This is a genomic window from Chitinophaga sp. sic0106 (genome assembly GCF_019219075.1).
In the GTDB taxonomy this organism is placed as follows: Bacteria; Bacteroidota; Bacteroidia; order Chitinophagales; family Chitinophagaceae; genus Chitinophaga.
The window spans coordinates 44078-70456 of sequence record NZ_JAHUWJ010000018.1; the positions used below are offsets into that span (position 1 = coordinate 44078).

The following is a 26379-nucleotide window of genomic DNA, read 5'->3' on the forward strand; positions in this document are numbered from 1 at the left end:
CTCCAAAATACTAAATTCTGCGAAGGCGTTGATGCACAAAATAATAAAATAGTCCACCGCCCAGATACGCTGCCGCGTCCAGGAGGTCAGGTGTATATCTCCCTGAAAACCTGGGCATGATTACCTCAAACAATACCGTGGTGTATATGGCAATAAACAGGAGGTATACCAGCGGATATTGATAGGCTGGCTGCCGGATAATATATATACGTGTAACCGTAAGTGTTAGGTGTGCAATAGCAGGAACGGCGATGAAGTCCGTCAGCTGCCCGTTGATAAAAGGCAGTATGATGCCCGCCTGCCGGCAATAGTGAACGGCCAGCCATACCAGGCAATACCCTGTAAACAACGGATCAAACAGCTGCTTCATCTCTTACATTACGAACATTACGGCTGCTGTTAATGCCAGTGTTACCAGGCTTACCATCAGCGCGGTGAGAAAAAAAGCTCCGTTTTTAACCGCCCGTTTCGCCAGGCCGTCCCCCGGGTTGATGGGGAAAGCCATGGCACGCAGGCGCTGCCAGATCGTTTCCTGTTCTTCTTCCATGATTACTAATTTAGGTCAAATGTACTAATTTTATCCTTAGCCGCCTAAGCTGATAATATTATTACCTTTGCGGCATGAAATCAGGAAAACCGAACAGCTCCATCAATGGCTTATTAGTAGAGATCTGTAAGATTAGAAGAAACAAGAGTAACGAATTATTATCAGGGGCAGGCATTCACGCAGGACAGGATATATTGTTGTATTATCTTGATTTGGAAGACGGGCAAACCGTATCGGCGCTGGTAGAAAAAATGGGTATTCAGCAAGGGACCATCGCCGCTATGATCGACAGAATGGTGAATGCTGGCATGATTACCAAGGAAAAAGACGAAAGTGACAAGCGTATTTCAAGGGTGTTCCTGACGAAGAAAGGAAAAGCGGCGCATCAGCAGGTGGCCGACTCCTGGCGGAAAATGGAGAGCATTACGGCGAAGGGATTGTCGCCCATTGAGCAGGCACAACTGATTACCCTGCTGGAAAAAGTGAAGGAAAATCTTTCTTGAGAATGATTATTTTCGTGACATCATAAAATGTCCATTATCCGACTATGCAACAATCTAAATGCCCCAGCTGTGGAGCGACTGTATTTGACCAGGCAAACGCCGGCAGTGATATACGTGAAATGGTGATCAATTGTCAGTACTGCGGATCACAGTTCACCGTTAGCAATCCAAATTACAGGGACCCCCAGCCACAAAACGTCAGCTTTAGCTACAAAACGACCAATTTTACTTATACCGATAATTCCGGTACAAGCCGCGGAAATGGCTGGAAAGAAGCGGGTAAAGGCCAACACAAATTCACCAGTATAGCCGGTCAGATTCTGGCCTATATAGTAGCGGTACCGGCAGTGGTGTGCCTGCTTACCGGCCTTATCATGTGGGAGCCTGGCGCCATCATTGGTGGCTTAATGTTAGGCGGTTTCTTCCTGTTTTTTTTCCTGCTGTCCAAAGCCAGTAAGCGGGAGTTGAAGCGCAGAGCAGAAATGGGAGAAACTCATTAAAATGTATAATTCATTAGGTAAGATATTTGCACAACAGCCATACCAGCGGCTGTTGTGTTTTTTTTAGTATCATTGTTTATTAACTATCGGAAATTATGTCGCACAGATTATACCTGTATAACCTCGAACAAGTTCGGGAGCAGGCAGGAGCGGATGCATCCAACTCACCACTCGCTGCTTATGGCCATACCAACGAGCAGGTGCTCATGATGATGGAGTGGGGCTATGAACTGCCACCATTTTTTTATCCGCTGTTTGCGGGTGGTATCACCATTGCGCCGCCGGTATATAACGGCACGGAAGGTGGTTTGTACGCACCTGCCGAACCAGGGAAGCAGGCGTTTGTTGAATTTTACAACTTCCTGGAAAAGCATGTGGATACCTTAGTGGAAAATAAGGATGCCTTTGAAAATGCGAAAAAGAAACTCTTGCGTTTCTTCGAAAAAAAAGTGACACATGCCTGGTTTCACCTCGACGCCTGGGATGTATTTAACATGTCCGATGATGGTGCTGAAGGAAATCACGCAGCACAGGCGCAGGACCTGAAGTTGATCATTGAGCAAACGAATACGGTTATACGAAAAGCAATTGAGGCGGATAATCCGGATCTGCTGAATGAATGGCCGCCGGCAGAGGGCTACCGCTTTAACTTCCGGCAGCTCCTCAACGAAGTGGACTTCAACTATGGCTGGGCAGTGATCGAATCTGCTGTGATGGGCGATTACACCGGCCTGGAAATATTCATCGATAACGGTCTGCAAGGCCTTAAAAATGAAGAGGACAATATTATTTTACCAGCTGAGTACACGGAGATATTTGAGTATCCCATCGGTGAGGAACTCGCATTGGTATTACATCAATCAGGAAAATACGGGTATGTAAACCGGCAAGGTGAACTGGCTATCCCTTGTCGGTACAGCGATGCCTACGACTTTGCAACAGGTTTTAGCCACATCGTAATGGACGGAAAAGCCGGCGTTATAAACGAACATGGCCACGCCACCATACCCGCCGTGTACGATGATGTGCATGTATTGAAATACGGCGTGTTTGCCGTGAAAAAGGCCGGAGAATGGGCCCTTATGGGTGAACAGGAAAAAATACTGTTGCCATTCCAAACGGCCGAAGACGTTGGTATCGATGATAGTGGGCTGATCTACTTCTTCTTTAAAGTGGAAAAAGAAATCTGGTATTACTCTGATACCTTTCATTTCCTCTTAAAAGGACTGTCGGATAATATTGAAACGGAATCCGGCTGCTACCTGTTTACCATTAAAAAAGAAATGGGGCTGCTTGGCACAACCGGAGAACAACTGATTCCTTTTGCGGAACAAACCATCCGGTACGACTATATGCTGGATGCCTTTATTGTGCAAAACCAGTCAGGTAGCGGATTGTATCATGCTACTCACGGATGGTTGCTGCCGGTGGAGCCAGGAAATATATTTGCCCTGCAAGCTAATCCGGGATCAGAAGGAGAGCGGCTGGCAGTAGTGCAGCAACAGGAAAATACCGGTTTATATGCCGTAGCCAATACTCCCCGTTGGGTAGCCATGCCCCGGTATAAGGGCTTCATCTTCCTGAAAGATAATTATGTGGGCTACAAAACGAGTGATGGCAAGTGGGGCGTAATGGATTATACCGGCAAGCTGATAACAGCGGGCGTGTATGACTCCGTAAATGGTAAAGAAAATTGTCTCACCTATGGCATCGCCATCACTTTTTCAGGGGATGTTATTGGTTTGCTTCAGGGAGATGGAAATGTCCGCCCATTGTCTGCCCGCGAGGTAGTGGATGAAATGTCCGTATACCCCGAATCCTTTTATACCAAAGATCAGCTGACGGCCTTAAAGAAAGCGTTACCGCTGGCAGAGCAGGCGTTAAACGAATATGCCCTCGGAAGTGAGGCACTGGATGCTGCCCGTTACGACGATGCCATTCCTCACTTTGAGCGCGCAGCCATGCTGAACTGCTTCGAAGCTCTTGCCGACCTTGGCTACATTTATGAGTTAAAAGAAGATTTTAAGAACGCGCTGAAATACTATCATCAGGCTGCCGGAAATGGCAACGCATATGCAAAATGGCGGCTGGGTGGCTTTTATACAGATGGTACCGGCGTCCAGCGTGATTTGCAGCAGGCTATGCAACTATACCAGGAGGCTGTGACTGAATTGCCGGAAGTACATGTGGATATCGCCATTCTTTACGCAGCTGATCCCTTCCTTGATCCGGCGGAAGTACAGCGCCATCTTGAACTGGCGAAGGAAGAAGGTGTAGCCACCGCAGATGAATACATTGATAAGTTTAAGCACCTTTGGAAATAACATGGAAAGCTTACTCACACAACTGACTAATATACACCATATCGGAGATGATGCCCGGCTTGATTTAGAGGCGAGTCTCACCCGGATGGTGCTTCCTAAAAACGAATTGCTGATTACCGAAGGAAGAGTATGCCGGCACCTGTACTTTATTGAATCCGGCAGCCTGCGCGGCTTCTATAACCAGGAGGGCAAGGAGGTAACGCACTGGTTTGGATTTGAAAGTGATTTTGTGACTTCGTTTCACAGCTTTATTACCGGGCAGCCTTCGGTAGAAAATATCCAGCTGATGGACGGTACTATATTATGGGCCATCACCAAAGAGGCGCTGACAGCCCTAATGAACAAGCACCACGATATGGAACGCCTGGTGCGCAAATCTTATGAGCGTTACTATATACGCCTGGAAGAACGCTTTATCAACGCGCATTTCAAAACGGCTACCGAGCGCTATGAGCAGCTGCTGGAGGAGTCGCCTCATATAATTGAAAAGGTACCCTTAGGCTACATTGCTTCTTACCTGGGCATTTCCCAGGAAACACTTAGCCGTGTCCGTAGTCGCCTTTAACATTTGTTAAATTGGTTTTTGACTAATGTCAAAAGATATGCTGATGGCGGCTGGTAGCTTTGTATCATCAAATTTACCACTATGGAACAAAGAAATCAGCAACAACCATCTGCCGCCTTCGTAGCCGCTGCCTGGGTAGCCTTATTTGCAGGTGTAAGCGCGTATATCATTGGCCTGGCTAATGTGGACATGGCTCTCAATGAAAAAGGATATTATTTCACCGTGCTCATGTTCGGCTTGTTTGCCGCCGTTTCTGTACAAAAATCTGTACGGGATCAGCTGGAAGGTATTCCGGTAACAAATATCTATTACGGGCTGGCCTGGTTTTCTACCTTGCTGGCGGTGGTGCTGCTAACGGTGGGATTATGGAACGCCGGACTTACCAAAAGTGAAAAGGGTTTCTATGCCATGTCGTTTACCCTTAGCCTGTTTGCTGCAATTGCAGTACAGAAAAACACCCGCGACAGTCGCCAGCAACCGAAAGACCGGTTGAATGGCGAATAGCGCCGGCCTGACATCCTGAAAGTGTTGTAATCCTATATATTGTTTGTTTGAAGGTCCGGGCGGTGTAGTCCGGACTTTTTATTGTCCTTGTTTTCGGGAAAGTCAATGCTAATGATCGTTCCAGCCGCTGTTTCAATATGGCAGGTTCCATCCAGGTCACCGCTTAAACCCTGAATGATGCTCATACCGAGCGAGTTTTCATAGCTGGTGCTCATCGTTGCCGGCAGTCCCACTCCATTATCGGCAATGGTTACACGTAGTGTATCCGTACCCGTTTTAAGCATCTGTATCTGCACAGTTCCCGACTGATTACCAGGAAAAGCATACTTCACGCAGTTGGTAACGGCCTCGTTAATAATGAGCCCTAAAGGCACTACCTGTGTGGTGTCCATTACAATATCATCCACCTGGGTTTCAAAGCGGATTTTTTGGCCTACGCCAAAACTTTCCTTCAGATCGTTGACCAGCTCGTTGATATAATCTGGCATGTAGATCAGGTCTACCTGGTCGCTGAGGTAGAGTTTTTTATGAATCAGGGCCATGGAGTGTACGCGTTGCTGGGTGTCGCGGATGGCCAGCATTGCTGCCTTATCTTCCAGATAGTAGGATTGTATGTTGAGCAGGCTGATTACAATCTGCAAATTGTTTTTCACCCGGTGGTGCAGCTCTTTCAGCAACCATTCTTTTTCGGCCACCAGCCGGCTGAGGCGCTGGTTTTTTAAGTCGATTTCACTTTTTTGCAGGGTGAGCTGCCGGTTTTTTTTCTTGTTGACGCGATAGCTGTTATAGAGTAACCCCAGGATAATGGAGGTGAGTAAAAGTCCCAGCAGGGATGCATTCCGGAGCAGCTTTTCATTTGCCAGGGTAGCAGCCTGGATCTGTGATTGTTGATTGAGGAAACTAATGCGGTTGTCTTGTCTTTCTGCGGCGTACTTAAATTCCTTTTCCCTTTTTTCGTTGTGGTAGGTGTTTATCTGTTGTTCTGTTTCGCGCATCTGCTGTTCCAGCTGTAGTTGTAAGCCTGCCTGCGCCAGTTGTCCTTCCTTGATTTGTTGCTGCTTCTGGAGCAGTACAATGTTCTGTTGTTGCTGCAGCAGCGCCTTATCCTTTTTCTCTGTTTCGTATTTAATCATCAGGTCAGCCATGGCCTGGTTATTTTTGTTGTTATTGATTGAATCGCTCATGTTGTGGTATGCGGTCAGATGTCGGAAGGCCGATTCATAGTCGCCACGGGCAGAATCAATTTTAATTTGCAGACCGGTGTTATAAACTCTGTTTGCGATTAGCAATTGGTGTTGTGGCATTTGATTGAATTTTGATACAAATACTAATGCCTTGTCATATTTGCCTACCGTATAATAAAAATAGGCCATTTGGTTGTAATGGGATGCACGCATAGAATTTACTATGCTGCTGAACCTTGAAGCGGATTCGAAATCCTGCGCATCTCTATCCATCTCCAGGTAATAGGGAGTGGCTTTCTCAGGCCGGCCCATTTCAAGATAAGCTTTGCCGATTACTCCGTAGATCAGCCTGCGCTGATAATCATTGGTGGGTGGATTATCACGAATCGCTTTTGTGGCGGTTGCTACCGCTTCATCGTATTTATTTAATGCCGTTAACCCCTTACTTTGCTGTGTGCAGAAAAAATAATACATATCGAGGTCTTCAATTTCCTTTGATAACTTTATGCCATCTGCTACCACCGCCAGCATTTCCTGGTATTTTTTCATCGTATAATAAACCTCCGCCAGTTGCGACAGGATAAAATTCTTCCAATTTAATTTCGAGGGGGTTACAGGTGGTTCGTTGGCTATTTTGAGCAGTTCGAGATCGTAGTATAGCTGCTTGCCGTAATCGGCTTTGGCCTCTGCAACTTCACTTAAGCCCAGATAAATAAGCTGGAATTTTTTTTCGCCACGTTTAATAGCATCCTCCAGCTGTTGTTGGTAAAGTTTTTCTGCCAGGTCAATCTTTCCTTGGTCCATGTATACCCGGCCAATATAATTACGAACTTCCTTATCCAGGTCCGGACGTTTGATTTTGAGGTATAGCGCACTCGATTTTTCAAAATATTCGAGCTTAATGGGAATGTTTTTCTCAGTAGAAGTAGAAATTTGCTTGCCAAAATCGAAGTACAACCTGGCCTCCTCCTGCTGATCGCCGCTTTTACGCACTTCAGCAAACAAAGGTTCGTAGGTGGCCAACGCTTCCCGGATTTCTCCCTCCCTTAATTGTAAATGTCCCTTAAGTAGTACTGCTATCCTGATATGGCGTTTTGATGCGAGTTCCCCGCTCAGGTCTGCTGCCTGGTTAGCAATGGTCAGTGCTCGTTCATTATCATCCATGTTAATGGAATAATACCTGCTTAGTTTTAACAGGAGGTTGATCTTGTTGGTGTCATCCGGAGCTTTGGAAATTTGTTGCTGCAGATCTGCTATAACAGCTGCCGGTGTTTGTTGTGCATGCACAGGCAATGCTTTCAGTATCAATACTGAAAGCAGCAATATAGCCAACAGGAGCCTGTTGATATGAACTAAAAAATGCATGGGGACTACTATTAACGTGATCTATCTCTCTACGGAAACCGTTTATACGCTTCTACGGTTCAACTATAAAATTACAGTATTATTAATCAGGCGATCAAAATACTATTGGCGAATAGATCAGTTAATGACAACTTGATAACTTTATAAAACTATTTTTTGGGATCAGGTCAACTTTAACCGCTATTTGTGCGTAGTAGGGGATGGTAGTAGGTATTTATTTAGTACATTTCTGCCATTCGAATAGAAACCCCTGAAAGCGAGAACAAATTACCAAACAGACTATTCATTTTATCAGTCCCACTGATCATAGGTGGACTATAAGATAGATGATATTTTAAGCGATAGATGAAATGCAACAACTGTTGAGCAAAGCGGGTGTTGAATTGCAATTGTATCAATTACCAAGCATAGGAGACAATGTCAAAGAAAGTACTAATTGTTGAGGACCTTTTTATTGAAGCCAAAAATTTAGAAATCATTCTTAAGAATGCTGGTTATGCCGTGTGTGGTATTGCAAGAACCTTGGCTGAGGCCAGGGCGCTTGCAGAACGGGAGCCGCCGGAGCTGGCACTGGTTGATATTCACCTGAAAGGTGGGGACAACGGAATAGAGTTGGCTGGTTTTTTTAGGGAGAAGGATATTGCATTTATATATATATCCGCTAATCATGACCATGATACCCTGGTAAAAGCTAAAGCAACGCAGCCCTATGGATTTATAGTAAAACCTTTCAGGGAGCAAGATTTGATGGTAACATTGGAGATTGCAGAATTCCGGCATGAGCATAGCCTGGAATCGGTGGTAAGGAAAGAAGCGCAACTACACCGTCGCCTGCAGGAAATCATACAATCGAATGAAACCTGGCAGGGAAAAATGCAGCACATTGCCGCGGCGTTGCAGCCATTTCTTCCGTTTGATTACCTGGTAGTATGTGCCAGTAAGGGCGCCAGGGCAGGGGAAATGCTCAGTTACCTCCGAATAGGTTTTGATGAGTATCAATCTATTGGCCTGGAGGAATTCAAGGTGATTGCAAGACTTACTGCCACGGACCTGGAGCGGATAGGGAAGGAGGACGTTTATGAAAAGGAACCTGTATTTTATGTGAATGAAGACTTTAATCTACTTGCTGAAAAGAGCAGCCTGGTGAAAATTTTTGCGGATGTTTTTTCTCTGCAATCGCTATCGCTGCTGCCGGTACAACTGGCAGGGGATGCTACTTTTAGTTTTGCTTTTTATAGTCGCCGTCCCGATGCATATAATGCTGAGCAAAATGTGCTGCTGGATCGCCTGCGAATTCCTTTGGCTACAGCTATGGAAGATATGCTGGCAGCGGCGCCACAACCCACTGTATCGCCTAAACCTGCTCCGGCCCGGATGACAGGCTTCGACGGTATTGTTGGAAACAGCCACTTACTACTCAATATTTTTGATCAAATAGCGCAGGTGGCGCCTGTTGATACTTCTGTGCTCATTCTTGGAGAAAGTGGCACCGGCAAAGAGCGTATAGCCGAAAGCGTTCATCGGTTGTCAAATCGCAGAGAGCAGCCTTTTGTAAAAGTGAATTGCACAGCGCTGCCGTATCACCTGATCGAATCAGAATTGTTTGGCCATGAAAAAGGGGCCTTTACAGGCGCTACTGACAGGCGTATCGGAAAATTTGAAAGAGCAGATGGGGGTACCATCTTCCTGGATGAAATAGGAGATATGCCCTATGAGCTACAAGCCAAACTACTGCGTGTATTACAGGAGAAAGAAATTGAACCCATCGGCGGAAAAGTGCCTGTAAAAGTAAGTGTCAGAGTGATAGCAGCCACCAACCGCAATTTAGAAAAAGAAGTGGCAGGCGGGCGCTTCCGGCTCGATCTCTATTACAGGCTGAATATCTTCCCCATAACGCTGCCACCACTGCGCGACAGACAAGACGACATCCCATTGCTAATCCGTCATTTCATCTCTATAAATAACAAAAGAACCAACAAACAGATAATGGATATTAGCCCTGCAGCGCTCCGGGATGCCCTCACTTATTCATGGCCAGGAAATATCCGGGAGCTGGAAAACCTGGTAGAAAGAGCCGTGCTACTAACTAAAGATAAGGAGATCAAAGCATTGGCAATACCTGCGCAAATACCAGATGTGTCAACACCTGCTGCGCCGGCATCCGGTTTCTTTAAATCCATAGATCAAAATGAAAAGGATCACATTATCGCAGTACTCCGGCACTGTAAGGGAAAAGTATGGGGCCCCGGCGGAGCAGCTGAGCTGCTGGAGCTTCCGCCTTCTACCTTAAACTCAAGGATGAAGAAACTAGGTATAACCCGTGATATGATTCTTTGATTGCCGGTCTGCTGTTACCAGCAGTTTTTTTGCATAATTGGTTGAAAAGTACTTTTTACTACAGCCGGTCAGGTCCGGATGATGTATGCTGTTCATGCTGGTTTTGGATATTTTAATCATTTGTTAAGCAGTTGGACATAGTAGGTATTTTGATTTAATTTCGGAAGAAGAAAAAAATTATGCGTCCACTTACTCCTGCTGATTATTTAACTGTGAAAGTTTGAAAAGCATCTTTGCAACAAGAAGTAAGAATGAATCTTTGACTTACAAGTTACCATATGAATAATTACCAGCATATTGCTGCAGCTGATCTTCGTGATTACGCGAAATCACAAGGCTGGCAACAACTGCCTGAGGCGCTGGCGGATGGATTATTTGTATTGAATAACCCTAGATATGCACAGCGTCAGATAGTGTTTCCAATAGATGCTTCAGCTTGCGATTATGTAGATGCGATAGATATCGCCCTCCATAAATTGGCCTTTCTTGAACAAAAACCTTTGGCTACGATATTAGGAGCGATCAACGAGATTAAAGATGATACGCTGAGATTCAGACTGGTAGACACGAGGACAGACGCAACATTTATACCCCTGCCTTATGCCATTTCAGCCATAAATGGTGCAAAAGAAATGTTGTTGGCCGGGGCGTGTACTGTGTTAAGACCTCAGTTGAATCATCCCCGGTTATCCGGGGCTGAAGCACTTGAGCTTATTGATAAAACACGTTTTCGGCAAACGGAAATTGGAAGCTTTGTAATTAAAGTGTCTACCCCTGTTCGGGCTCTGAATATTCAGGGTAGCCTGTTTGAAGAAGATTTTCCGTTTGTGCGTCAAACTACACTGGCTATTAATAGAGGACTGTCCACGCTGATTACTGCCATTGAAACGGATACATTGGAAAACATGATAGAGCAGGTGAAGTTCGACCCGGCACCTGCCGTTTCTGCAAATTTATGCAAAGCCGTTACAAACTTTCAGGAACAGCATGATGCAGTCGACTTGTATATTGATTTCTCCTGGGCTGGAGCTGTTACCATACCTGGGGAATTAACAGTTCAAAACCAACTTAAAATTCAGAATGATTATTTCTCAAGAATAGATGACGTCAGAAGAGAATTAAAGCGATCGGAGGAGCTTAAATTGGAAGATGTGTTTATGGCTACTGTTGAAAATCTCTCCGGTGAAATAGGATTTGATAATAAGAGGTCTGGCGACGTAATACTATACCTGTATAAAGATAGTGAGGTGATTCGTGCGCGTACTATATTGGATGCAGAACAATATTTAAAGGCAGATATATCGCATATGACTGCGGATTCTTATTTACGGATCAAAGGAAAACTTTATCCCGGAAATCAACCAAGGATATTATCCGATATCACGTTATTTGAATTAATTATGCCATAAGGTGGTCAACTCCTTAGTATAATTACGGCTTTCGGATCATGCAAAACTGCCACACGACGTAAGAAGTGCATGCAAAACCCTTAAATTTCATCTTTTTTGGGTATTTTTATACCGATAAGTCATTTCACATAAGCGGGTGTTTTTCAGCGATAATGGGGGAGAATCTACAACAGGAACAGGTATTAATAAAAAATCTCGCTGCCGGGGAACCATCCGCTTTTCAATCCCTGTTTCAACAACATTACAAAGCTTTATGCTATTTCGCCAATAGCATCGTGCAGGATGCCCAGGAAGCTGAAGACCTGGTCCAGGAGTCCTTTTCCAAACTCTGGAACAAACGGGCCGATTTTCAAACCGCCGCAAATATCAAAGCCTTCCTCTTTATTGCTACCAAAAATGCCTGCCTCAATTTCCTGAAAAGCAGGGAGCGACTAACCATTCGTGAAAAAGAGTTTTCCTACCTGCAAACCGGCGTGGATACCGGATTCGATCCCGCCATGACGGAAACAGAAATTATTACACAATTATATAATGAGATAGAAGCCCTGCCAGGCCAGTGCCGGCGGATTTTTAAAATGAGCTATCTCGAAGGCAAAAAAAATGATGAAATAGCAGGAGAACTCCGGATCTCCTATAATACCGTCAGGGCACAGAAGCTACGCGCCCTCAAACTTATTCGCAGCAGCCTTATCAAAAAGAATATCCTGCCTATGCTGGGCGTTTATATCGCATTAATTAAATATTATTTTTATCATTAATATCTCCCGCACAGAAAAAAATCTAAAAAAAGTTTCATTTCCTTTAATCGAAAATAAAGTTTTCTTGTTTTTATAGTAATTGATCGTGTCAGGAGGGGAATAAGAACATGGAGGAACCAACTATTTCACAGCGTATTGCTTATCTCATTTATGGGTACCAGCAAAATACTTTAACGGAAGCCGAAGATGCGGAGCTGCAGGACTGGGTCCGCGCAGCACCAGGAAACCGTGCTTACTTTGAGCAGTGGACCAATGCCGAACTGTTGCAGCAGAAAATGCAGCAATACCGGCAGTTTGATGCCAATGCCGGTTGGGAAACCTTCCGGAACAAGCACTACCCTGCCACTGCAAAAGGCCGGTACCGCCAGCTATACTGGTGGAGCGCTGCCGCTGCCATCGCCCTGCTGGTGGCAACTGGCATCTACCTCCGTCAGGAACGCCAACAGCCCATAATCGCCTCCGCTCAAGCCCCCGCCCTGATTGTACCAGGTTCAGATAAAGCCACGCTCACCCTGGCAGATGGGTCCACCATCCCGCTGGATAGCGCTACCAACCAGGTATTTAACCAACAGGGAAGTATCGCGCAACTGCAAAACGGCCAGCTGCAATATGCACAGCAGGACACCAACGCCGCCATCCGATACAATACCCTTACCACACCCAGAGGCGGACAATTCAGATTAATGCTCCCCGATGGGACGAAAGTCTGGCTGAACGCTGCTTCTGCCATCACGTATCCCACATCTTTCGAAAAAAATAAAAGAGAAGTCACCGTAAAAGGTGAAATATACTTTGAAGTAGCCGCCCACCAGCAATGGCCTTTCCAGGTTAAAACGGACAGAAATACAACGATAGAAGTGCTGGGCACCAGCTTCAATATCAACGCCTATACTGACGAAGCAGGTATCAAAACCACACTCATCAGCGGCGCAGTAAAAGTCAATGCCGGTGGCAGGGCAGCTGTGCTCAGGCCCGGTCAGCAGGCAATGGTAAGCGGTGCCGACAAAATCAGCATCTCCCAGGCCGATACCACCGCTATTCTCGCATGGAAAAGAGACGCATTCTATTTCCAGGATGCTGATATCCCTGCCGTCATGCGCCAACTATCCCGTTGGTACGACGTTACAATTGTATATAAAGGTGCACTCCCTGCAAAAAGGTTCCAGGGCGAAATTCAACGCCGCCTGCCACTGGCCGATGTATTGGAAGGTCTACAGGCCTCCGGCCTGCATTTCAGGGTAGAAGGCCGCAATATTATAGTAGAACAATAAATTATTTAATATATAGGAAGATGCCATACCAACTATAACAGTGGTCACATCGGATAAAAAAACCGGAGGTGATTGGACCCACCCCCGGTAAACGTCCGTTGATCATTCGCCATAAGCACGCTAATACTTAATACCAATTATTCAACCAGACAAATGCAAATCTATGCAATTGAATTTTTATGGTAAAGTCCTTTCTATGCCTGGACTTCACTCAACTAAAATTGCACTTACTATGCGATTGACAGTTTTTCTCATGTTGGTAGCTACCTTAAAAGTATCTGCCTCCGCATTTGCCCAATCGGTCAGCCTGACCGTTAAAAATGCTCCAATGGAGGAGGTTTTCAGCGCGGTCAAAGAACAAACAGGCTACCTGTTTTTCTATGACAAAGAGCTGCTGCGCGATGTGAAGCCGGTAACCGTGAAGGCCCAGAATGCCGCACTCACCACCTTCCTCACCACGGTGTTTAAAGATCGTTCCCTGGATTTTACCATCCGGGATAAAACCATCTTTATCCGGAAAAAAGAGCTGCCGGCAACGCCTGCTGCAACACCTGATGTAACCACCGCACCTCCGCAGGAACAACGGCAAACAGGGCAGGTGAAGGATGCGCAGGGGCAGCCACTCATCGGTGTATCCATAAAAATTCAAGGCACCAGCAATGGTGTGGTAACCAACGAAAATGGTTACTTCAGCATCCCCGCTAAAGAAGGCGACGTAATGGTATTCTCCTATATCGGCTACGAATCAAAAAGTCAGCCGGTGGAGCTAAAAAGACAACTGCTGATTATCCTGAAAGCACAGGCAGCCTCCCTCGACGAAGCCGTGGTAATCGGCTATGGCACCACTAGCAAACGCTTTAATACCGGCTCCGTTTCCAGTATTAAAGCCAGCGATATTTCTTCCCAGCCCGTGGTAGATGCCCTGGGTACTTTACAGGGAAAAGTATCCGGTGTGTTCGTGACCTCCTCCAGCGGTTTGCCCGGCTCGGCCTTTAATGTAGTAATGAGAGGACAAAGCTCCCTGTCAGGCCCCAATAGCCCACTCTACGTGATTGACGGGGTGCCCTTCTATGATGAGCCACTCAATACCTTTACCTCTGCCAACGGTAATCAAAGCCCGATGGCGTCTATCAACCCGGCAGATATCGAAAGAATCGATGTGCTGAAAGATGCGGATGCAACATCTATCTACGGCTCCAGAGGCGGTAACGGCGTAATCCTCATCACCACTAAAAAAGGGAAAACAGGGAAGTTACGTTCTAACTTCAACGTATATACGGGCGCCGGTAAAGTGGTAAACACGGTGGACATGCTGAATACGCCTCAGTATATTGAAATGCGTAAGGAAGCTTATGCACATGATAATAAACCATACGACAGTGAATCTGCCCCTGACCTCACCATCTGGGATCAACAGAAAACAACCGACTGGCAAAAGTTTATCATGGGTAACACCGCGCGTATTACAGAAGCACAGGCGTCGGTGTCAGGCGGAAGCGCACAAACGCAATACCTGGCCAGCGGTACCTATCATAAAGAAACCACGGTGATGCCTGGCAGCCTCGGCTTCCAGCGCGGCGCAGGCAGACTCAATGTTAACCACACCACAAAAAATAATAAGTTCAGTATAAACGCATCGGTGAATTATACGTCCAGCAAAGATATTTCCTTGCCGGTGGACCTTACCATGTTCTACAACCTGGCGCCTAACTATCCGGTGTACGATTCCACAGGAAGCCTGTACTGGTTTGGGAACATACAGAATCCACAAGCCTACCTGCTGCGTAGCTCGGAGGTCAAAACCAATATGCTCCTGGCTAATACCGTGTTGAGATACACCATCCTGCCAGGATTGAATGCCAAAGCAAGTCTGGGGTATACACGCTCCGATATGGATCAGAAACGTATTACTCCTAATTCCAGCCTGAACCCGCTGACCAGCACTGGCAGCGAGTCCTACTTTGGTAATTCTGATGTGAGCTCCTATATCATTGAACCGCAGCTCGACTATAACCGGAAAATCGCAAAAGGAGACCTCCAGGTGATGGCAGGTGGTACCTTCCAGCAAAGCGTGACCAATGGTGAATCAGTGGTGGCTTCCGGCTTTCCGGGCGACTCCCTGCTGGACCACCAGGATGCTGCTACGCTCGTGATCCCAAGACCACTGGTGTACGCCTTTTACCGCTACGCCTCCATCTTCGGAAGAGTGAATTATAACTGGGATGAAAAATATATCGTAAACGCTTCCTTCCGCCGCGATGGCTCTACACGCTTTGGCCCGGGTAACCGCTTTGGTAACTTCGGAGCCGTAGGCGCTGCCTGGATATTCAGCAAAGAATCGTTTATGCAGGAACTGAGCTTCCTCAGCTTTGGTAAGCTGAGAGCCAGCATCGGAACTTCCGGTAACGATAAAATCAGCGATTATCAATACCTCGATGCATGGAGCTCTAACCTGTATCCATATGGGACTATTCCGGGCTTAACCCCTTCCCGCCTGCCTAACAGCAATTACAAATGGGAAACCAATCATAAGAAAGAGGTAGGACTCGAACTCGGTTTCCTCGATAACCGGATCATGTTCAATACCAATTACTATCATAACATCTCCGATAATCAATTGGTGCCTTACCAGCTGTCACCCCAGGTAGGTTTTGAATCTATCACCGCCAACTTCCCTGCCAGCGTGATGAACAGCGGATGGGAGTTTGAAGTGAATTCTACCAATATTAAAAATACCCACTTCACCTGGCAAACCAGTTTCAACCTCACCATCAATAAGAATGAACTGAAAGAGTTCCCGAATATTGAATCCTCTTCTTACAAGGATTTGTATGTGGTGGGTAAACCGCTCACTATCGTGAAAGGTTACCAGTTCCTGGGTATCGATCCTGCAAATGGTAAGCCCCTGTTCTTTAGTAACAGCGGCGCTGCAACCCCTACTGAGTATGACGACTACGTGATCCTGGGTAACAGCGCGCCTAAGTTTTACGGCGGTATCACCAATACTTTTAACTGGAAAGGTTTCAGTTTCGATTTCCTCCTGCAGTTTGTGAAACAGGAAGGCCCTGGTATTAATTATGGCTATGGTACTTCCGCTATTGGTACTGCCGCTAATCAGAATCTGCGTGCGCTGGACCGCTGGCAGCAACCAGGTGATATTACCAATGTTCCCGGTGCTACCACCACTACCGGCTCTGTGGATTATCGCAATTACAGCCTGTCCACTGCCAATTGGGGCGATGCTTCTTACATCAGGCTGAAAAACGTTTCTCTCCGTTATGACTTATCTAAATACACCGAGAAATGGAAGATGAAAAATGTGAGCGTGTATGCCCTTGGTCAAAACCTATTCACGATTACCAATTATGATGGGCTGGATCCGGAAACGCAGGGCTTGAGAATGCCGCCGTTGAAATCATATACCATCGGTGTGCAGTTTGGTTTTTAAAAATATTCTTTAGGGAGATAAAATATTTATCATGAAACGATTACAATTTTTATTGGCAGTGCTGTTGGTGTTTGCTGCTTCCTCCTGTAGTAAGTATGTAGACACGCCTTTGCCCAAAAATGAGCTGGTGTCAGAACTGGTTTTTAAAGATGATAATTCAGCTACATCCGCAGTAACCGGCGTTTATGGAAGCATGAATTCCTTTAACTACATGTTCTCTAACGTGCTGATTAACTACCTCAGCGCCATGCAGGCAGATGAAATGTATTATTACACCACCTTTGCCAACTACGATGTATTCAGGGAAAACCGCCTGTTGCCAAGTAGTCAGTATGTACAAAGTATGTTCGCTGATTTGTACAGCTATATATACCAGATGAATGCCTGCATTGAAGGACTTTCCACCGCTACTGACCTTACTCCCGCAGTAAGAAATCAGCTCCTGGGCGAATCTTATTTTCTAAGGTCTTTCTATTATTTCTACCTGGTAAATATGTATGGAGATGTACCGATGGTTACCGGAACAGATTTTCAGGTAAACGGTACCAAGCCGCGTGCACCACGTGGTGAAGTATATGATACCATCATCTCCAACCTGAAAACGGCCGTGGAACTGCTGGGTGATCAATATCCGTCCGGGTTACGTACCCGTCCTGATAAGGCTGTGGCAAATGCGCTGCTGGCAAGAGTGTATCTCTACAATCAGAACTGGGATTTGGCAGAAAGTACTGCTTCATTAGTGATTAACGATAACGCCTACACGCTGTTGCAGGATCTGAACAGTGTATTCCTGGCAAACAGTAAAGAAGCCTTATTCCAATTGCAGCCCCTGAACATTGCGGGTGGCAGAAATACCTGGGAAGGGTTTACCTCTACACCAGCCACCGCTACGGGCACCGGATTATTCCGTTTGCAGCCAGCGCTGGTAACAGCTTACGAACAAGGTGACCTGCGCTTTGCCAACTGGACATCTTCCAGAACACCAGCCACCGCACCAATTTATTATATCCCATTGAAATATAAAGTCCGCACCTCTACCGCGGGTGTTACTGAATATTCTATGGTGATGCGCCTGGCGGAGCAGTACCTCATTCGCGCAGAAGCCCGTATTCAACAGGGTAAAACCGATGAGGGTCGTGCAGACCTGAATGCCATCCGCAAAAGAGCCGGACTGGGAGAACTTTCCGCCAGTCTGGATAAAGCGGCCCTGCTGCTCGCTGTGGAAAAAGAACGCCAGGTGGAACTGTTTGCAGAATGGGGCCATCGCTGGTTCGATCTCAAACGTACCAAAAGGTCTGATGCTGTGCTCGGACCATTGAAAGGCGCTAACTGGCAGGCTACAGATACCCTGTATCCGATACCGTCTGACGCCATGAGAACAAATATTAACCTGACCCAGAATCCAGGGTATAACTAGGCCGGCTATATGAAAAAATTAATCGTACTGCTATTAGTGATGACGGCTGTCATCACTAATAGCTTCGGACAGCAGTCCGTTACAATATCACCGATCCACCCGGAAAGAGGGCAGCGGGTGACTGTTACTTTCGACCCGACAGTAGCGGGGAATGGTATCCCTGCTGACGCTAAGGCAGTAACGCTGGTGTTTTCCTACTCTAATTTTTACAATCTCCCCTGGAGAATAAAAATGGAAAAAGCAGGGAGCAAGTGGACTACTTCCTTTGTGCTGGCTGATTACACGGTATTTGCTACTTTCTACCTCGAAAGTGGGGAGCAGGTAAATAAACCAGCTAAGGATCAGCATTATGAAGTAGCTGTTTACAAAAATAAAGTGCCGGTAGAAGATGTATTCCTTTATAAAGGTTACAGCATGAGCGCGCAAATGGGTAAGTCGCCATTGCTCGCAGGCCGTCAGCACGACTTATATCAGCAGGAACTGGCAATGTATCCCAATAACTACGAAGCCAAACTGCGTCTGCTTGCCAGCGAAATAGATGCTGCTGCTACTCCGCAGCAAAAGGCTGCACTTCGCGCAAAGGCACAACAGGTAATTGCGGACCGCTTTAACAGTGATCCCGGTAATAGTGGTAACCTGAATAAGGTGACCATGGGGTATTTGATTATTGGTGAAAAAAGTCGCCTCGACTCCATCCGGAAAGTGGTGATGGAACGTTATCCGGAATCTGCACCAGGCCGGGATCTCAATACCGCGGCTGTTGCCAGGGGGAAAGATACTACCGCACAGATCGCGTATTTTGAAAAGGAGCTGGGGAAAGAAACGGCGGAAAATAAGGGGTCATTTACAGAAATGCATGATCAGTTGTTCCGTTATTATGCTGCGCGTAAAAATGCGCCTAAGGCATTATACCATGCACGTTTTCTGACATCTGAGAAGGAGAATCCTTATACAGTAACTGTTTGGGAAGAAATAGGTCGTACCCTGCAACAGCAGCAGCTGGCGCCGGATACCGCCAATTATTATGTACAGCGCGCACTGGATAGTGTGCATCGTTATCCGGTGGGTGTGATCCGCTATTTTCCGGAAACGGGTTATATCTATCCGTATGTGGATGACAGTACGCGGCAGTCGGCGTATGACAAGGCTGCTTGTCGCCTCCACGCGCTGCTGGGATTGATTGCATTGCAACAACACCAGCCGGATGCAGCGGAGAAACATATGGCGCTGGCGGTACAGGAAATTGCCGACAAAGAAACGCTGGACGATGCCGCGGTTTATTATCAGCAAACAGGTAATAAAGCCCGGCTGGCTATGCTGGATCAGTTCCGGAAAAAGATATTACTGGAAAAAATTCTGAAGCAACAGGTTAGCAAACCGGCACCGGCACTTACTTCCTTTGTGGATATGCAAGGTAGGGCGGTATCGCCGGATGCATTGAAAGGAAAAATTATTGTAATTGATTTCTGGGCCACCTGGTGTATTCCGTGTATGCAGGAAATGCCTTACCTGCAGCAGCTCTACGATCAACATAAAAACAATAAGGACGTTGTATTTATGATCACTAACAGCGGCGCCAAAAACACATTGGCAGATGCACAGGGCTGGAGTGGTCATAAAAAATATTCCTTCCCGGTATTTTATAATACCGACCCGGAAATAGGGGATAAGTTCAAATTTAATATCATCCCTGCATCTTACCTGATCGACAAAAAAGGAAATATCAGGTTTGTGAATATAGGTTTTGAAGGGCCTGAGGTGCTGGCAAAGCTACAAGGGCAACTGGATATCTTGCTACAGGAAAAATAGATGAATGCACTTCCCAATGACACCGCAGGTGTCATTGGGGTTTTCCTGTTATACTACGGTTACTTTCACGCCCATATCTTCCATTCGTTTCACGAGGTGTTCCGCAATTGCGTTGTCCGTAATTACCTCGTCTATATCTTCCAGTCCGCATATACGTCCGAACCCTCTTTTTCCAAACTTGCTGGAATCTGCCAGCACTATGGTTTTCTGGGCGGTTGTCATCATCTTTTGATTGAGATGAGCTTCCATAATATTGGTGGTGGTAAGTCCAAATTCCAGATCTATACCATCTACCCCAAGAAATAATTTGCTGCAGGAAAAGTCGTCCAGGATTTTTTCCGCATAGGTGCCGGTAACGGAGGTGGAGCTGTTCCGCAGCTGTCCGCCGAGCTGAATAACTTCAATCTCCGGGCGCCGCAGTAGTTCCAGGGCTACGTTTAAAGCGCCTGTGATTACCATGAGGTTCCCTTTGGGCTGAATATTTTTTGCCAGCGCCAGTACAGAAGTGCCGGAGGCAATGATGATGGCATCATTGGGTGCTATAAGGGCGGCGCCTGCCTGTCCTATTCTGGTTTTTTCTTCCCGGCGGATATTCTCCTTTTCGTTCACCGGTTTATCTATTGTATAAGGGTTTTGTACGGTAGCGCCACCGTGGGAGCGGAACAGGAGTGATTTATCTTCCAGCAGCTTCAGGTCTTTTCGTATAGTCACGCCCGATACATCCAGTTCCTTACATAGCTCTAATACATTAACATAGCCCTTCTCGTGTAGTTTACCAAGAATAAACTTATGACGTTCAGCAATATTGATCATAGACATATCATATAAAATTACGTATTAAAGTGTTCCCCTGATATTATTTATGAGCTCGTTTACAATCTCTTATAATCTAATTTCAAGTTATTACATATAGTTCCTTTTAGGAAGAAAATTACCCCATTATTTGAGTAATTTTTTATTATTTATGAAAGTATTTGAAAGAAGTTACAACTGTAGTTATATAAATGTTAATATATTAATTTATAATAATCAAATAGATATAAAATTTTGCTCATTGATTTTTCACTCATCCTGCTTTTTTTACTTTTTTTCATTTTATTTTATATTTTGCTTTCAAATTGTTTCTTTTTAGTTTCATATTTTGAAAGCAAGGTGAAAATGAAATAAAATATAAGTTATCACAACTAAGCCAGGTTCCCGAAGGAGTCAATAATCACCAATTATTCTTATCAGGCTAGGCAGTTAAGCAGTTTATTATCAACCAATTAATAAAAAAAATACACGTATGAAATTGTTCTCGCGATTCCACGGGATTCAACCAGCATTATTCCTGCTGTGCTGCATCTGGATGCTGTGCGCTATCCCTATGCAAATACAGGCACAGGACCGGCCAGTTTCCGGAAAAACCACTGCTGTCAACGGTACACCACTGATCGGCGTTAATATTCAGATTGCCGGTACCAGTCAGGGAACGGTTTCGGATATAAACGGGGCTTACAAACTCAATGTCCCCGCAGGCGCTACCCTGAAATTTTCTTTTATCGGTTATTTGTCGAAAGATGTGAAAGTCGCAGGGAACACTGTGAACGTAACATTAGAAGAAGATGTTCAGAAACTCAACGACGTTGTGGTTGTCGGTTACGGTACACAGAAAAAAGCAACGCTCACCGGCGCCATCACCACGGTAAAAATGAGTGATAAAGCGGGTCAGCCTATCACTAACGTGAGTAACGCGCTGCACGGTGTGCCAGGCGTATTTGCTACCCAGTCTAACAGTCAACCAGGCGTGGACCGCAGTACCATCCGCATCCGCGGTGTAGGAACACTCAGTAACAATGATCCGCTTGTATTGGTAGATGGTATCGAATACTCCATGGATGAGCTGAATCCAAATGATATAGAAACCATAACGGTATTAAAAGATGCTGCCGCCTCCATCTATGGGTCACGCGCCGCAAACGGTGTCATCATCGTTACCACCAAAAAAGGAAGAGGAACAGCGCATGTAAACTACAGTTATTACTATGGTAAGCAGAAAGCTACCTATCTTCCGGACGCTATCAACGATCCCATTGCATACATGAAACTGAAAAACCAGGCCCTCCTCAATGAAGGCAAGGCCCAGGAATACAGTGATGCTGATATCGCAGAATACCAGGAAGGTATGAAAACAGATCCTTTCACCTATCCTGCAAACGATTGGTATAAAATCGCCCTCAAAAATGGTGTGATCCAAAAACATGATGTGAGTGTGGCCGGCAGTGGCGATAAATACCAGTATCGCTTATCGCTCGGCTATCTCGACAGAGACGGTATCCTCTTCGGACCCGGTAACCATGAAAAGAAATATTCAGTTGGCCTCAACGCCTCCATGGATGTGACCAAACGCCTGCGCACCGGTATCACCTTAGATGGTTACTACAGAAATTATACGCAACCTTTCTACACTGATTCCTGGACTTACCTGGCCCGCACCCTGCCTATCCTCACAGATACGCTCGCAGATGGCCGATATGGTAACTCCTGGTTGAGAACTGCCGGCCGCAATAACTGGGAAAACCCACGTATGCTCGCCTATAATGGCTTGCAAACAAAAGTAGTACAGCGCTTCCTTACCACCGTTTTTGCAGAATACAAACTGCCTTTTGATATCACCTATAATATCAAATTTGGTGTGGATAAATATGATGGATTGCTCAGTGGCTTTACCCCACGAATGCAAACATTTGATCCTAAAACAGGAAAAGCTACCAACTGGAATAGTCCTGCTACAGCACCCAGAGCTGCTAAAACAGATTACAATAACCTGAACATTCACTTCTATAATACGCTGGACTGGAAAAAAACAATCGCCAAACATAACATCTCTGCCATGGTGGGCGCCAGCTACGATAACCTGGATAGTGACACCTGGGCTACCAGCATGTACGGCTACCTCGATGGTACCCTCGACGCCTTCAATGCCGGTACCACCTGGAATGCGACCAGCGGTAACATGACCCGCGATGTACTGGAATCGTATTTCGGTCGCGCTAACTATGACTACGATGGTAAGTATTACCTGGAAGCTACGTTCCGCTACGACGGCTCCAGCCGCCTCGGTAAGCAGAGCCGCTGGGCTTTCTTCCCTTCCGTGTCCGCAGCATGGCGTATTGATAAGGAATCATTCTTCCAATCTGAATTTATCACTTTCCTGAAGCTCCGTGCATCTGCCGGTAAAATGGGGAACCAGGCGGTGGAGCTGTATAGTACCCAGCCGTCTGTAATCCTGGGTGAAGACTATAGCTTTGGCGGTACCCTCAATTCCGGTGCAGCCAAAACAGCGGATGCAGATTCTTCCCTCAGGTGGGAAATCATGAACACTTACAACGTTGGTGCAGACATCAACGTCTGGAAAAATCGTATAGGCCTCACCGTTGATGCTTATCAGAAAGTAACCAACGGTATCCTCCGCCCGGTAAACATTCCGGCACAAGTAGGTAACCTGGCCGGGCCTAAGCAAAACGTGGGCTCCGTGAAAAACATCGGTATGGAAGCTACCCTTCAATACAATGATAAGTTCGGTGATCTCGATGTGAATGTATTCGGAAACATCGGATTTAATAAAAATGAAGTTACCGATCTGAATGGTGAAATTATTTATGGTAGCGGTACTATCACCCGTGAAGGCTATCCGATCGATGCCTACTATCTGCTGCAGGCCGAAGGAATCTTCCAGACACAGGATGAGGTGAACCATAGCGCCAAACAATCTGCCAACACCAAACCTGGTTACATCAAATTTAAGGATGTGAATAAAGACGGTATTATTAACGGCGACGACCGCGTAATTGTGAACAGCTCCTCCTCCGTACCAACCACCACATTTGGATTTGGATTTAACCTCGGCTATAAAGGATTCTCTTTAACCTCCTCCTTCCAGGGAATTGGTGGAGTGAAGGCCTTACCCACAGCTAATCTGGCGTATCCTTTCAATAATGGCGCCAATGCTACCTGGGAATGGACAAGAGATGCATGGACGCCTGAAAATCCAAATGCACGCCTGCCAATCGTAACTACCAGCACAGGAAGTATTGATAATTTCCAACGCTCCACTTTCTGGTTAAGAAACAATTCCTACCTCCGGTTAAAAAGCATTCAATTGGGATATTCCCTGCCACAAAACCTGTTGTCTAAAGTGAAAATTCAGAAAGTTCAGCTCTTCATCAATGCGGAAAACCTGCTAACCTTCTCCAGGTATAAGGATTTTGATCCGGAGTCAGTGTTCAATCAAACGGATCTCTACACCTATCCCATGCTGAAAACCTTTAATGGTGGCATTAACGTTACCTTCTAATCTTAAAAATGATGATTCATATGAAGAAGATATATGTTTTACTTACCTGTGCAGGTTTCCTGGCTGCAGGTTGCAACAAAAGTCTGCTGGATACCACGCCGCATGACCGCTATACAGAAGAAACCTTCTGGCAAACACCGGAGGCTGCCAATGCCGGCCTCGTAGGCTGTTATTCTGTATTGCGTAATGCCGGCGTGTATGGCGGTAAAACTTCCAATAACGCTACTGCACTGTGGGAAGAAACACTTACTCCTAACGCTTATAACCAAACAGATGCCCTGAGCTTTAACACCATTGCCAGAGGTACACAGATGTCCAGTACCGGCGGTATTGTTACCGGCCGCTATTCTGATTGTTATAGTGGTATTGGTCGCTGTAACACCTTCCTTGCAAAGGTAGACGAGGTGACAGCACTCGATGATGCCACCCGCAGAAAGATGAAAGGAGAGGCTTATTTCCTGCGTGGCCTTTACTATTTTATGTTGCAAAATTATTATGGTGCCGTACCATTAATATTAGATCCACCGGATAAAACAGCCCAGGCAAAACTGCCCCGCACACCGCGTGAAGAAGTTGTGGCCCAGGTATTGGTAGACCTGGACAGTGCTGCTAATATTCTGCCGGTGAAATTTACCGGTGCTGACTTGGGTCGTGCTACAAAAGGCGCAGCCATGGCCCTGAAAGCCAGGGTGCTGCTGTATGAAGCGAGCCCGCTGCTTAATCCTGCCAATGATGTAGCTAAGTGGAAAGCAGCCGCAGATGCAGCCAAAGCCGTGATGAATCTGGCTGGTTCCGGCTATGGGATTTATAAGGATTATCGCGCTTTATTTTTGCAGGAAAATGAAAATAATCTGGAAGTAATTTTCGATGTGCAATATGTATTTCCTAAACAAGGCAGTTCCTTTGACCTGATCTGCTCACAATACAATACCAACGCACCGCTGCTGGATCTTGCCAAAACCTACTATACCACCAAAGGTCTGCCAATCACCGATCCCGCTTCCGGTTATGATCCTGCTAACCCTTATAAGGATCGTGACCCGCGTTTAAACGCTACTTTCACTTATCCCGGCGACACCTACAAAGGGGCAGTGATCAACGCTACCCGTTTTGCGATCACTGGTTACGGTATGAAAAAATTCAGTTTATATGATAAGGAAGCTCCTCCAAAAGATAAATCTGACCTGAAAGACGGACAGTCTGATATCAATTTCATCGTGCTGCGATTTGCTGACATCCTCATGATGTACGCCGAAGCACAGAATGAAGTAAGCGGCCCGGACGCTACCATCTTTGCGGCACTGAACAGGATACGCGACCGCGTAGGTATGCCGCATTTCAATGAAGCGGTAGATAAAAATGCACTCCGTGAAGAAATCCGTCATGAAAGACGTGTGGAATTCGCCGGAGAGGGATTGTACTACAGCGATATCCGCCGCTGGAAAACTGCGGAAACAGTGATGAATGCTACCATTCAGAATTACGCTGGCAAAAACCTGGAAACCCGGACTTTTGATAAAAACCGGGACTACTGGTGGCCAATTCCATTGGGCGAGCGTGATGTAAATCCAAATCTGGAACAGAATACAGGTTACTAGGCGATAGATGGCAAACAACAAAAAGGGTATCCGGTAATCGGGTACCCTTTGTTTTTTTAGCGTTACTGCAACATATCCGCAGTAAACTGCAATGAATCCATTTATTCGCTAATTTTAAGAAACCGCTATAATTTGTACTGATATAACCTACTGACCCATATTGACTGGTTGTTCCGAATTCTCCTGACATGGGCAAAAGTTCGTTTAAGTGATTACCGTGTTCCCTCATTTAAACTATAATAAAATGAAAAAATCCATCCTTGTATTCGGTATTGCATTTACTGCATTATCATTGTTTGCGTCCTTGCCTACCAACGGCAGCGCTTGTCCGGATGATCATCACGGCCTCCGGGGTATCTGCCAGAAAAGAGTAGTCAACGGCGTGACTTACTACGTTTGTAATTCACCTGTAGATCCCACTCTTACAAACTGCACTTACTACGTAAACTGATGACTCATCAATTGCAGACAGGGTGTAACGCCCTGTCTGTTTTTTTCTGCCCT

19 protein-coding genes are annotated in these 26379 nt (G+C 45.9%); 15 read left to right on the forward strand and 4 right to left on the reverse strand.

The window, feature by feature from the left end; genetic code table 11:
- Positions 1 to 10: 10 nt before the first annotated feature.
- Positions 11 to 370: a hypothetical protein gene (locus tag KW844_RS22500; protein WP_218379043.1), complete on the reverse strand. Its 360-nt coding sequence runs from the start codon at positions 368 to 370 to the stop codon at positions 11 to 13.
- Between the two features lie 3 nt (positions 371 to 373).
- A complete protein-coding gene (locus KW844_RS22505) occupies positions 374 to 547 on the reverse strand; it encodes a hypothetical protein (RefSeq protein ID WP_218379044.1) in 174 nt (57 codons plus the stop codon).
- A gap of 74 nt (positions 548 to 621) precedes the next feature.
- Between KW844_RS22505 and KW844_RS22510 the strand changes: the two genes are divergently transcribed.
- From KW844_RS22510 to yiaA, 5 genes are all read left to right on the forward strand, one after another.
- Positions 622 to 1050, forward strand: a complete 429-nt coding sequence (locus KW844_RS22510; RefSeq protein ID WP_218379045.1) for a MarR family winged helix-turn-helix transcriptional regulator — start codon at positions 622 to 624, stop codon at positions 1048 to 1050.
- A gap of 44 nt (positions 1051 to 1094) precedes the next feature.
- Positions 1095 to 1550 carry a hypothetical protein gene (locus KW844_RS22515; RefSeq protein WP_218379046.1) on the forward strand — a complete coding sequence of 152 codons (456 nt, stop codon included), beginning with the start codon at positions 1095 to 1097 and terminating at the stop codon, positions 1548 to 1550.
- Positions 1551 to 1645: 95 nt separating this feature from the next.
- The gene (locus KW844_RS22520; RefSeq protein WP_218379047.1) at positions 1646 to 3874 is read left to right on the forward strand and encodes an SEL1-like repeat protein; all 2229 of its coding nucleotides are present in this window, start codon (positions 1646 to 1648) and stop codon (positions 3872 to 3874) included.
- Between the two features lies 1 nt (position 3875).
- On the forward strand, positions 3876 to 4439 hold the full coding sequence (locus KW844_RS22525; RefSeq protein WP_218379048.1) for a Crp/Fnr family transcriptional regulator: 564 nt from the start codon (positions 3876 to 3878) through the stop codon (positions 4437 to 4439).
- 81 nt (positions 4440 to 4520) lie between these two features.
- Positions 4521 to 4943: an inner membrane protein YiaA gene (gene yiaA, locus KW844_RS22530; protein WP_218379049.1), complete on the forward strand. Its 423-nt coding sequence runs from the start codon at positions 4521 to 4523 to the stop codon at positions 4941 to 4943.
- 32 nt (positions 4944 to 4975) lie between these two features.
- Here yiaA and KW844_RS22535 read toward each other — a convergent pair whose 3' ends face one another.
- The gene (locus tag KW844_RS22535) at positions 4976 to 7492 is read right to left on the reverse strand and encodes a histidine kinase dimerization/phosphoacceptor domain -containing protein (protein WP_218379050.1); all 2517 of its coding nucleotides are present in this window, start codon (positions 7490 to 7492) and stop codon (positions 4976 to 4978) included.
- A gap of 417 nt (positions 7493 to 7909) precedes the next feature.
- Between KW844_RS22535 and KW844_RS22540 the strand changes: the two genes are divergently transcribed.
- From KW844_RS22540 to KW844_RS22570, 7 genes are all read left to right on the forward strand, one after another.
- Positions 7910 to 9829: a sigma 54-interacting transcriptional regulator gene (locus tag KW844_RS22540; RefSeq protein WP_218379051.1), complete on the forward strand. Its 1920-nt coding sequence runs from the start codon at positions 7910 to 7912 to the stop codon at positions 9827 to 9829.
- A gap of 278 nt (positions 9830 to 10107) precedes the next feature.
- A complete protein-coding gene (locus KW844_RS22545) occupies positions 10108 to 11238 on the forward strand; it encodes a hypothetical protein (RefSeq protein WP_218379052.1) in 1131 nt (376 codons plus the stop codon).
- A gap of 152 nt (positions 11239 to 11390) precedes the next feature.
- The gene (locus KW844_RS22550; RefSeq protein WP_218379053.1) at positions 11391 to 11996 is read left to right on the forward strand and encodes an RNA polymerase sigma-70 factor; all 606 of its coding nucleotides are present in this window, start codon (positions 11391 to 11393) and stop codon (positions 11994 to 11996) included.
- 107 nt (positions 11997 to 12103) lie between these two features.
- Positions 12104 to 13267: a FecR family protein gene (locus tag KW844_RS22555; protein WP_218379054.1), complete on the forward strand. Its 1164-nt coding sequence runs from the start codon at positions 12104 to 12106 to the stop codon at positions 13265 to 13267.
- 232 nt (positions 13268 to 13499) lie between these two features.
- Complete coding sequence (locus KW844_RS22560) at positions 13500 to 16715, forward strand: TonB-dependent receptor (RefSeq protein ID WP_218379055.1); 3216 nt, start codon at positions 13500 to 13502, stop codon at positions 16713 to 16715.
- 31 nt (positions 16716 to 16746) lie between these two features.
- The gene (locus KW844_RS22565) at positions 16747 to 18132 is read left to right on the forward strand and encodes a RagB/SusD family nutrient uptake outer membrane protein (RefSeq protein ID WP_218379056.1); all 1386 of its coding nucleotides are present in this window, start codon (positions 16747 to 16749) and stop codon (positions 18130 to 18132) included.
- A 9-nt stretch (positions 18133 to 18141) separates the two neighbouring features.
- Positions 18142 to 19941 carry a TlpA disulfide reductase family protein gene (locus KW844_RS22570; RefSeq protein WP_218379057.1) on the forward strand — a complete coding sequence of 600 codons (1800 nt, stop codon included), beginning with the start codon at positions 18142 to 18144 and terminating at the stop codon, positions 19939 to 19941.
- A gap of 48 nt (positions 19942 to 19989) precedes the next feature.
- Here the strand turns inward: KW844_RS22570 and KW844_RS22575 are convergent, their stop codons facing one another.
- The gene (locus KW844_RS22575; RefSeq protein WP_370626509.1) at positions 19990 to 20760 is read right to left on the reverse strand and encodes a DeoR/GlpR family DNA-binding transcription regulator; all 771 of its coding nucleotides are present in this window, start codon (positions 20758 to 20760) and stop codon (positions 19990 to 19992) included.
- Positions 20761 to 21226: 466 nt separating this feature from the next.
- Here KW844_RS22575 and KW844_RS22580 point away from each other — a divergent pair, with 466 nt between their 5' ends.
- The 3 genes from KW844_RS22580 to KW844_RS22590 all read left to right on the forward strand — a co-directional run bounded on the left by KW844_RS22580 (position 21227) and on the right by KW844_RS22590 (position 26326).
- Positions 21227 to 24277 carry a TonB-dependent receptor gene (locus KW844_RS22580; RefSeq protein ID WP_218379058.1) on the forward strand — a complete coding sequence of 1017 codons (3051 nt, stop codon included), beginning with the start codon at positions 21227 to 21229 and terminating at the stop codon, positions 24275 to 24277.
- A 20-nt stretch (positions 24278 to 24297) separates the two neighbouring features.
- Positions 24298 to 25875, forward strand: a complete 1578-nt coding sequence (locus KW844_RS22585; protein WP_218379059.1) for a RagB/SusD family nutrient uptake outer membrane protein — start codon at positions 24298 to 24300, stop codon at positions 25873 to 25875.
- Positions 25876 to 26119: 244 nt separating this feature from the next.
- Positions 26120 to 26326, forward strand: a complete 207-nt coding sequence (locus tag KW844_RS22590; protein ID WP_218379060.1) for a hypothetical protein — start codon at positions 26120 to 26122, stop codon at positions 26324 to 26326.
- Positions 26327 to 26379: the final 53 nt, after the last annotated feature.